General features: G+C 63.0%; 9 protein-coding genes and 1 pseudogene. 4 read left to right on the top strand and 6 right to left on the bottom strand.

What is annotated here, in order from left to right:
• Positions 1-484, top strand: a 484-nt coding sequence (locus AC0L3X_RS45725; protein ID WP_473317520.1) for an integrase core domain-containing protein, incomplete at its 5' end; no start/stop codon positions are given.
• Here the strand turns inward: AC0L3X_RS45725 and AC0L3X_RS45730 are convergent.
• The 6 genes and pseudogenes from AC0L3X_RS45730 to AC0L3X_RS45755 form a co-directional block, all read right to left on the bottom strand.
• Positions 478-696, bottom strand: a pseudogene (locus tag AC0L3X_RS45730) (DUF4142 domain-containing protein); the annotation flags it as partial. The gene AC0L3X_RS45725 and the pseudogene AC0L3X_RS45730 overlap by 7 nt on opposite strands.
• 82 nt (positions 697-778) lie before the next feature.
• Positions 779-1006, bottom strand: coding sequence for a hypothetical protein (locus AC0L3X_RS45735; RefSeq protein ID WP_085398776.1), 228 nt, complete (start codon positions 1004-1006; stop codon positions 779-781).
• An 8-nt stretch (positions 1007-1014) separates the two neighbouring features.
• On the bottom strand, positions 1015-2802 hold the full coding sequence (locus tag AC0L3X_RS45740; protein WP_473317521.1) for a thiamine pyrophosphate-requiring protein: 1788 nt from the start codon (positions 2800-2802) through the stop codon (positions 1015-1017).
• 715 nt (positions 2803-3517) lie between these two features.
• Positions 3518-4402 (bottom strand): hypothetical protein, encoded by an 885-nt coding sequence (locus AC0L3X_RS45745; RefSeq protein WP_434057380.1) that lies wholly within the window; start codon positions 4400-4402, stop codon positions 3518-3520.
• A 402-nt stretch (positions 4403-4804) separates the two neighbouring features.
• Positions 4805-5764, bottom strand: a complete 960-nt coding sequence (locus tag AC0L3X_RS45750) for a cation diffusion facilitator family transporter (RefSeq protein ID WP_473317522.1) — start codon at positions 5762-5764, stop codon at positions 4805-4807.
• Positions 5765-5832: 68 nt separating this feature from the next.
• The gene (locus tag AC0L3X_RS45755) at positions 5833-6909 is read right to left on the bottom strand and encodes a flavodoxin family protein (protein ID WP_473317523.1); all 1077 of its coding nucleotides are present in this window, start codon (positions 6907-6909) and stop codon (positions 5833-5835) included.
• Positions 6910-6976: 67 nt separating this feature from the next.
• Here AC0L3X_RS45755 and AC0L3X_RS45760 point away from each other — a divergent pair, with 67 nt between their 5' ends.
• The 3 genes from AC0L3X_RS45760 (at position 6977) to AC0L3X_RS45770 (ending at position 9210) form a co-directional block, all read left to right on the top strand.
• Positions 6977-7585 carry a zinc-binding dehydrogenase gene (locus AC0L3X_RS45760; RefSeq protein WP_473317524.1) on the top strand — a complete coding sequence of 203 codons (609 nt, stop codon included), beginning with the start codon at positions 6977-6979 and terminating at the stop codon, positions 7583-7585.
• A gap of 121 nt (positions 7586-7706) precedes the next feature.
• Positions 7707-7865 (top strand): hypothetical protein, encoded by a 159-nt coding sequence (locus AC0L3X_RS45765; RefSeq protein WP_201266113.1) that lies wholly within the window; start codon positions 7707-7709, stop codon positions 7863-7865.
• 187 nt (positions 7866-8052) lie between these two features.
• The gene (locus AC0L3X_RS45770; protein WP_354098840.1) at positions 8053-9210 is read left to right on the top strand and encodes an HlyD family secretion protein; all 1158 of its coding nucleotides are present in this window, start codon (positions 8053-8055) and stop codon (positions 9208-9210) included.
• Positions 9211-9270: the final 60 nt, after the last annotated feature.

Here is a 9270-nt window from a genome sequence, read left to right on the forward strand (position 1 = left end):
GGTGCCGATGGCGCCGAACGACCGCTGGTCGCTCGACTTCGTATCGGATCAGCTCACCGATGGTCGCCGCTTCCGTATCCTCACCGTGGTCGACGACTGCACCCGCGAGTGCCTGGCGCTGGTGGCCGACACCTCACTCTCCGGCATCCGCGTGGCGCGGGAACTGGACCGGCTGATGATCGAGCGCGGCAAGCCGAAGATGGTGGTCAGCGACAACGGCAGCGAACTCACCAGCAACGCCATCCTGACATGGGCGGATCACAGCCTCGTCGAATGGCACTACATCGCGCCGGGCAAACCCATGCAGAACGCCTTCATCGAGAGCTTCAATGGGCGCTTGAGGGACGAACTCCTGAACGAGACGCTGTTCACGTCACTGGCCCAGGTTCGCATTACTCTCGGATGCTGGCGTGCCGATTACAACGACACACGACCACACTCGCAGCTCGGATGGAAGACGCCGTCCGAGTTCGCCTTCTGCTGAGCGAAGCTCTTCTCCTGCGCGTTGCCCTTCTGCTCCGCGAGCTTGCTCGATTCGATCTCGAACATGTCGCTGACGGCGACCTCCTTGACGAAATCGGCAGTCGTCGGCGCGACGCCGAGCGCCGAGTTCACGCCGGTCTTCTCGCCAAGGGACTGGGCGAGCGCTGGGCCTGCGAGCAGTACGCAGGCAGCGGCGATCATGGTGCGTTTCATAGTTCGGTCCCTCTGATTGGCCGCGCGGCCGCTTGCCGCGCGAATCTTTGCGCCGACCAACACCGCGCCGGGGCCGATGTTCCTAATCCGTCGGGTTGCGGCCGGTGCGGGGATTGATCGGATCGGTCGGCTTCCGCCGCAGTCGCTCCGGCAGGAAAGGTTCGGACGGCGAGGCCGACGGCGTCGCGCGCACGTCGGCATGATGCTGCGCCCGCTCGTGTGGCGTCTGATTGGCATTGATCTGGTGCTTCACATCGACGCCGTCGACGGGATCGTTGACGCCATGTTGAATGTCACGGAAATCGCTCATGGTTCACCTCATTCGTTTCCAGGCATGATCTTTTCCAGCACCTGGCGTGCTGCGCCCACGATCACGCCGCTCTCATTGGGGTCGCCTTTCATCAGGGCGAGCGAGAAGTTTTTGGCCTGCTGCAACGTCATGTGCGGCGGCAGCGGCGGCACCTCGGGATCGGTCTTCACCTCCAGCACGACCGGCGTCTCGCTCGCCAGCGCCTGCTCCCACGCGGAGCCCAGCAGTTGCGGGCTGTCGACGAAAATGCCGGTGAGACCGATCATCTCGGCAAACCGCGAATAGGACACGTCTGGAATCTGCTGCGAGGCCTCGAATTTGGGGTCGCCATTGATGATGCGCTGTTCCCAGGTCACCTGGTTGAGGTCTTCGTTGTTGAAGACGCAGACGACAAAATGCGGATTGCGCCAGGACCGCCAGTATTTCGCGACGGTGATCAGTTCCGCCATGTTGTTCATCTGCATGGCCCCGTCGCCGACCAGCGCGATCACGGGTCGTTCCGGGTGGGCGTATTTCGCGGCGAGCGCGTAGGGCACCGCGGCGCCCATCGAGGCGAGGCCGCCGGAGAGCGAGGCCGTCATGCCGCGCCGGATCTTGAGGTCGCGCGCAAACCAGTTGGCGCAGGAGCCGGAATCGCTGGTGATGATGGCGCGCTCGGGCAGGCGCGGTGACAGTTCCCAGGCGACCAGCTGCGGATTGATGGGCGCCGCAGGCTGATGCGCACGGTCGTCCAGCGTCTTCCACCATTTCGCGACGTCGTTCTCGATGCCCTTGCGCCAGGCGCCGTCGCTCTTGGGTGCGAGCCGCGGCAACAGGCTCCGCAACGTCTCCCCGGCATCGCCAACGAGGCTGACTTCCATGGGGAAGCGGATCGAATTCATGCCGGCATCGATGTCGATCTGCACGCCGCGCGCGGCATCTTCCTTCGGGAGGAATTCTGCGTAAGGGAACGCGGAACCGACCATCAGCAGCGTGTCGCATTCCATCATCATGGTGTAGCTGGGCTCGGTGCCGAGCAGGCCGATCGAGCCCGTCACCCATGGTAAGTCGTCCGGCAGTGCCGCCTTGCCGAGCAGCGCCTTGGCGCAGCCCGCGGAGAGGCGATCGGCGACCGCAATCACTTCTTCGGTGGCATGCAATGCGCCGGCGCCGATGAGTATCGCGACCTTCTTGCCGGCGTTGAGCACTTCCGCGGCGCGATCGAGCTCGGCCTCGCACGGTATCACGCGCGGGGCGCTGTAGCCGACGCCGGAATGCAGGGTGCCGTGCGCGCGGGGCGGACTTTCGTAGGGCTCTTCCTGGAGGTCGTTGGGCAGGATGATGGCCGTTGGGGCCCGGCGAGCAAGCGCGATGCGCACGGCGCGATCGATCAGATGACGCACTTGAGCGGGTGAGGACGCCTGCTCGACATACGCGCCCGCGACGTCCTTGAACATCGAGACGAGATCGAGTTCCTGCTGATAGCTCCCGCCGAGCGCGTTTCGCGCCTGCTGGCCGACGATCGCCAACACCGGCTGGTGGTCCAGCAGCGCATCATAGAGACCGGTGATGAGATGTGAGGCACCGGGTCCCGATGTGGCGATGCAGACGCCAAGCTCGCCGGAAAACTTCGCATAGGCGCTGGCCATGAACGCGGCCATCTCCTCGTGCCGGGCCTGTACGAAATTGATCTTCGCCTCCGCCCGGTTCATCGCGCCGAACACGCCGTTGATGCCATCACCGGGGTAGCCGAAGATATGGCGGACGCCCCACTGATGCAGACGCTGGACGATGAAGTCGGAGACTGTCTGGGCCATGGTGGGGCGGCTCCCGGTTTTCTGTTCGAACACGGAGAACGGCGCGTTTCGGATGATGTTCCTGCGCGCCTGGCGGATTGCCGAGCCGTTTAATGTCGGGCACGCCCCTGGTTCCTGCATTCCCAGCGACACTCCGTTTTGGGAACCGTGCATAAGGCCCAACATCGGTTAGCACTCGAAGCGCCCGTGCCCCTCTCATTGAGACCGTGGTTCGGCTTAGGATAAAGGATGCGGTCAGACAACGTCGCTGAAGGGCTGTAATGCGCGCCTCGATCTGTCGGTTATAGCGAACTTGAAGACAATGAAAAGAAACAAGCTGCCGAGATAAACTCGGCAGCCCATTTTTCGTTGTCAGGCCTTAAGGCGGAATGTTAGCGACCGGTTGGATCTTGGCTTTTGCCCGAACGAACATTTTGGGGCCCGCCCTGGCCGCTGTTTTTCAACTCCGTTTGACGTTGATGCTAATCAACCGAAGCTACATGCGGCGGACGTTCCTAAGAACTGGCGTGCCGCGTCGATGATGCTGAACGTCCCGGCGCCTGCCGCAGGAGCCACTTTACTGAGGTGCTTGCAATCAATTTACTCGCGTCGCATTTTTCGGTCGCTTACCCCCATGGCAATCCGAGATTTGGTCGTGGGTAGCGTTCTGTCGAGTGCGACTGAGTTGATCGTTAATAGCAGGCCCCATTGCCTGCTATCAATTCGTAGCAACGCATTACGGCAGAGGTCGGAGACCCCCGACACGGCTCTTATGCCAGCGATTAGAATGGGCCATCCATTCGGCAATCGGCTCGCCATCGCGATGCCGGCCTCCGGCCTCCGCGCCGGCCCAAGCCGCGACAGCCCCGAACAACAATGCTGCAGCCGTCGAGAAGGCGATAATAATGCTCGCCGCACGGGCCCTTGAGATCGCGCTCTTGGCATTGGCCAACGTTGTATCTACCCGCCTTTCGGCGTCCGTCGCTGCCAGCCCGGTCAACGCCGTGACCTGCTGAACAAGATAGGCGCGATCCTCGGGAAGGACCCCGCTGTGGCTCGAAGCGGTTGCCAGAATTCGCGCGGCTTCAGCGCGCTCACCCGTCAGATCAACGTTCGGCGGCCGCCGAGGGGCGCGGAAAAGATGGTCGAGCTCGTAACTTAGGACAGATGGTTCGGTAGCCGACGGCGGCTGCGTAGTTGCGGACGGACGGTTTGCGGCGCCCGCTATCAATGCGGTCAGAGCGGCGCCGATCAAGACCGCCAGCGCCCAGGCAGCAACGCCGTGCAGTCCGTCCCGCGTCTCGATGTCGTCGGTCGCCGAAGCGTAGCGTGGCCGGACGCGCCCGGCAACATAGCCGCCGCAGCCAAAACTGATAAGGGATTGGAAGATCAGGTAGACACCCGACAACAGCCATAGCGCAACGGAGGCATCCCTCCAGGTCGGCGCAGCGGAGGCCATGCCTAGGCCGAGCGCTGTCCCAAAGGAGATCAGTATCAGCGACAACGCCATCGCCACGAAGGCGCCGACAATGACGGACGTCCACTGCAACCCCCATGGCCTGGTCAGGCCGGTGGCTGGGAGAGTCTCGGTTTCGATCCCGGAGAGCGGTTCAATGGCCATGGCGTCTTACCGAAGACCGAACAGCGACAGGATGAACATGACGACTACGATCAGGCCCACGAGATAGATGATCCCATTCATGTGAAGTCTCCTCTTCGCGACTTCAATGCTAGGCACGCGATCAGGTTCCGTGCTGGCCCACAATCTGCCGCCTATAATCAAGGAAACCCGCGTTCCGATGGCCGAGTAGTCACCGGAGGTGCAGGGTTGCTTCAGCCGTCGCTCCCGTCCGGACGGCCGCCCGGACAGAGGCGTCAGGCTTCATCGGCCTGGAAAGACACCACGAGCCCGTGCCGTTAATGGTACGCCGAGGCGCCTTTTCGCAGGACGATCGTTGGGACAGGCAACAGCCATCAACCTCAGTCGACTCAGCTGGGGTGCTTGGTTCCTGGCCAAGGTGTTTCAGGCGCCCGTACCCCAGCGCCTGGCGCGCACGGCGTGATACCGAGCATTCGTTTGCGGCTTGATGAACAGAGCCGCGACGTTCGGATGCTGTCTGCGTATTTCGGTCTCGATCGAGATGACGCACTGCTCGATATCATCGGCGCGCTTGTCGTCCGCGAACTCGACGCTCAGCGCCGCCACGACCTCCGCCGGCGACAGCTGCACCGTCAGCAGCCCGTTGGCCCGGAGCACGCCGGGTGACCGTCGCGCGATGTCGAGGATAGATCGTGACAGATCAGAATGAGCGGGTTCGCCGATGAGCAGGCTCTTGCTTTCCCTGGCGAGCCCGATGGAGGTGATGCCCAAGAGAATGCCGATCAGGATCGAGCCAACACTGTCCCAAATCGGCTGGGCGAACAACACCGCAGCTGCGGTCGCGACAACCGCAATAACGATGCCGACCAGCGCCGCGCTGTCTTCTAGCAGCACCATGAAGGCGGGCGGGTCCTTGCTGCGGACGAAGGCCTCGTACCACCCGAGGCGCGAGGTCTCCGACCGGAAGCGCCGCCAGGCGAAAAGCCACGAGATACCCTCGAATACGAAGGACAAGCCGAGCACGATGAAGCTGACGATGGGATCTTCGATTGGCTCCGGCGCGGTGACGTGGAGGACGCCTTGATAGAGCGAGACGCCCGCTCCGAGCGCGAAAATCAACAGAGCGACAATGAAGCTCCAGAAGTACAGCTCGCGCCCGTAGCCAAGCGGATGGGATTCATCGGGCGGACGGCTCGCGCGATAGTAACCGTAAAGCAGCAGCACCTCATTGGTGGTATCGACGACCGAGTGCACGGCTTCGCTCATCATCGCCGAGCTTCCGGTCCAGACAGCAGCTCCGATCTTGGTGACGGCAACGAGGAGGTTGCCGACGAGCGCGGCATAGACGATAGTCTTCGACGATCCTTCCGCCGTCTGGCTCACCCGACGACATCCTCAATTGACGACCGCGATCAACCCGCGGCGATCGGCAGCGACAGGCATGTCGCTCCTTATTTCGGATCCGGATCCGAGAGTTCGGCCCCCGGATCCTCAAACCGACCGCTGCGGGCGAGCTCCACAGCGCGGCCCAGCGCCTTGGCTGTATTCAGCACCTCCTGCTGAAACGCGCGGTCTTCGTCCAGCTCCCGGTGGGAGGTCGCATAATGTTCCATGTAGCCGACATAGCCGTCCGTCTCACCAAAGCGGCCGGCCGAAATCAGGTGCATGTCGGTCAGCCAGTCGGACAACGTTCGACGCACGCCCTCGGCGCCGACGCTGTCGCCGTGAACGATGAGGCCGAAATGGCGGCCGGCGAGATGACGCGGATACGGCCAGCCCTTCAGCTCGAGCGCCTTGGCTTCGGCGGCTTTCTTGCCGTGCGTCGATGTCGGATCCGGGTTGCCGCCGTCGGCGCAGACCAGGCGATCCATCATCGCCTTGAGGCCGCCCGGCACGTGGTACCAGTTCACCGGCGTCACGATCAGGATGCCGTGGGCTGCCACCCAGAGCGGATAGATCTCGTTCATCCAGTCGCTGGTCTGGCCGAGCGAATAGTTGGGATAGCAGCTGCACGGCCAGTGGCAGAGCGGCATGGCGGTAGAGACGCACGACTTGCAGGGATGAATATACTTGCCGAATTCGGAGGTCAGGCGGGAAAGATCCAGGCTGTCGACGGCGAAGCCCATCTCGACGAAGACGGGCTCGGCGAGCTTGACCATGCGCCAGGTCTTGGACATCTCGCCCGGACAGGTGTGCTCGCTGCGCGCCGAACCGTTGATGACGAGAATACGCGGCGTCGCGCCAGCGTCGTCGTGCCGGCGCTGTGCCTCGAAGATGGCGGTACGCGTCGCCAGCCAATCGACGGCGAGCTCGTCGTCAGGATCGGCGAACCCCACACCCGCCTTCCGCGTTACTGGCGATTTGCGCGAATGGCTGTAGGCATCCCAGGCAGCCCCAACGATCGCATCGAGTTCCCACTTTAGCGGGGCGAAGGCAGGATCGACGAACTGGCTCCTGTAACGGCTCTCGAATTCCTCACGGGACAGCTTGACGGGCGGCATTCCCTTGCGAACGTCCGGTTCCGTCATGATGGCTTCTCGATAGTTGGTCCAATCCGTCCAACCCGAGGCTCGGGGCACGGTTCCTAGGCGGGTGGTGGAGGAGGCGGTCTCGCTGTCGACCGAAATCCTTCAGCATTGTACACCTTCGCGACTTCTCCGGCCCATAGGAACGCTCGCCGCCTTTCGGCGTCAGCCGGTATGGCAAAACTCATCAAGGTTCGATTTCACCAGTTCGGCGGCAACGACGTGCTCTGCGTCGACCGGCTCGAACAGTCAGGTCCCGACGCCGGTCAGATCCTGGTTTCCGTTCGGGCAGCCAGCGTCAATCCGGTCGACTTCAAGATCAGGTCTGGCAAATATCCCGCCGTGCAGGAGGATCGCCTTCCCTACACGCCGGGCCGACCGCGAGACACGCGAGCGTTCCTGGGCGCTTTTGAACAAGGGCGACCGTTTGATCTCGACCTTGACGGAGCCCTCGCAGGACCGCGCGAAATCGCTGGGCGTCACCGCGATGCGATACACTGTCGAGCCCGACGGAGAAGAGCTCGCGAAGATCGGGAAGCTCGCCGAAAACGACAAGCTCAAACCGCACATTCAGGCCACGTTCCCGCTAGAACAGGCAGCACAGGGCCCTGTCGACTGTGGAGCACGGCCATACGGTCGGCAAGGTCGTCCTGACATGTGGCTGATCAGGAGCATCTGATGAACGAAGGCGCTCGAAGGTGCGCCGAAATACAGCGAGCGCAGCGATTGGAACTGGGGCGATGACGCCGCCGCGGTATCAACGCTTACTACGGCGTTCCTTTTACTTGAGAGGAGATCCGATGAGCCAGGAAAAGCCCAACGACGATCCCCGGCAGCAGAACGATTGGGGATCGCACGCCCAGACTGACAAGCCCTGGAAGGGCAATCCGGAGAAGGAGCAGAAGTCCAGCGACAAAAAGCCGGACCTGGAGAAATGGCACGAGACCAAAACGCACTAACAGAGTGTGCGACATTTGCTGGAGCGCGGTAGCAACAGCGCCGCGCTTGCTTTTTTTGCAATGCATTCACGGATGACAGCGGTGCTCTCAGGACCCGGAACTATGCGTCAGGGCTGTGGGTTAGGTTCCCGGCGTTCGCATGGCCAAGCCGTTTGCCTAGCCAAAAGTCGCGATCGAGGTGTTCACCGTGGATGCTCAAACCCGGGAGCGTGGGCCGTCCGCGGAGCAACCGCAGAGGGCCGAAGCTCCAACGAATTCGCCCGACCCCAAGCACCAGACCAAGGGACAGCCCGGGAAGCCGGACAAGACCCCGCCTCTGCGCGAGCGGCTCGCCGAGCACTGGCTGCTCGCGACCGTCGGCGCGATCGTGCTGATCGCAGCGCTGGTCGGCGGTTTGCTCTATTGGCTGGAAGTTCGCCGCTATGAATCCACCGACGACGCCTTCGTCGCCGCGCGCAGCTTTTCCGTGGCCTCGAAGGTCGGCGGTTACGTGACCGATATCCCGGTCACGGACAACCAGCATGTCAATGCCGGCGATCTCCTCGCCAAGATCGACGAGCGCGATTATCGCATCGCTGTCGATCAGGCTGCGGCGCAGGTCGAGGTCTCCAAGGCAAACATCGCGAATGTCGAGGCGCAGATTGTTTCCCAGCAGGAGCAGATCAAGCAGGCCCAGGCGCAGCTCGAGCAAGCGCAGGCCCAACTTCAGTTCTCACAGGAAGAATCTGCGCGCGCCCAGGATCTGGTCGAGAAGGGCGCCGGCACCGTGCAGCGCCAGCAGCAGACCCGCTCCGATCTCCAAGCCCAGCAAGCCAACACCGAGCGCGCCAAGACCGCGGTGACGGCTGCGCAACTCGGCATCAAGACGCTGCAAGCCCAGCTCGAAGGCACCAAGGCGCAGCTCGAGCAGTCACAGGCGCACCTCGATCAGGCGAACCTGAACCTGCAATACACCAGCCTCATTGCCGCGCAGTCCGGTCGCGTCGTCAAGCTTTCGGGCGCCAAGGGCACGTTCGTGACCGCCGGACAGAGCCTGATGATGTTCGTCCCCGATGAGGTCTGGATCGTCGCCAACTACAAGGAGACGCAGCTTGCCGACATGCGGCCAGGCCAGCCGGTCGAGATCCGCATCGATGCCTATCCCGGGCAGAAGCTGACCGGCCATGTCGACTCCGTGCAGCCGGGCTCCGGCACCGCCTTCAGCCTGCTGCCGGCTGAAAATGCCACCGGTAACTACGTCAAGGTGGTGCAGCGCGTGCCGGTGAAGATCGTGGTCGACAATTGGCCGGCCGATCTGCCGGTTGGTCCCGGCATGTCGGTCGTGCCCTGGACGCGGGTGCGATGACGGACACCACGCAAGACGGCGCATCGGCCGGTGGCTGGTCGCCGGAACGCTCGGCGGCTG

This window comes from Bradyrhizobium sp. MI1.7, from assembly GCF_055811795.1.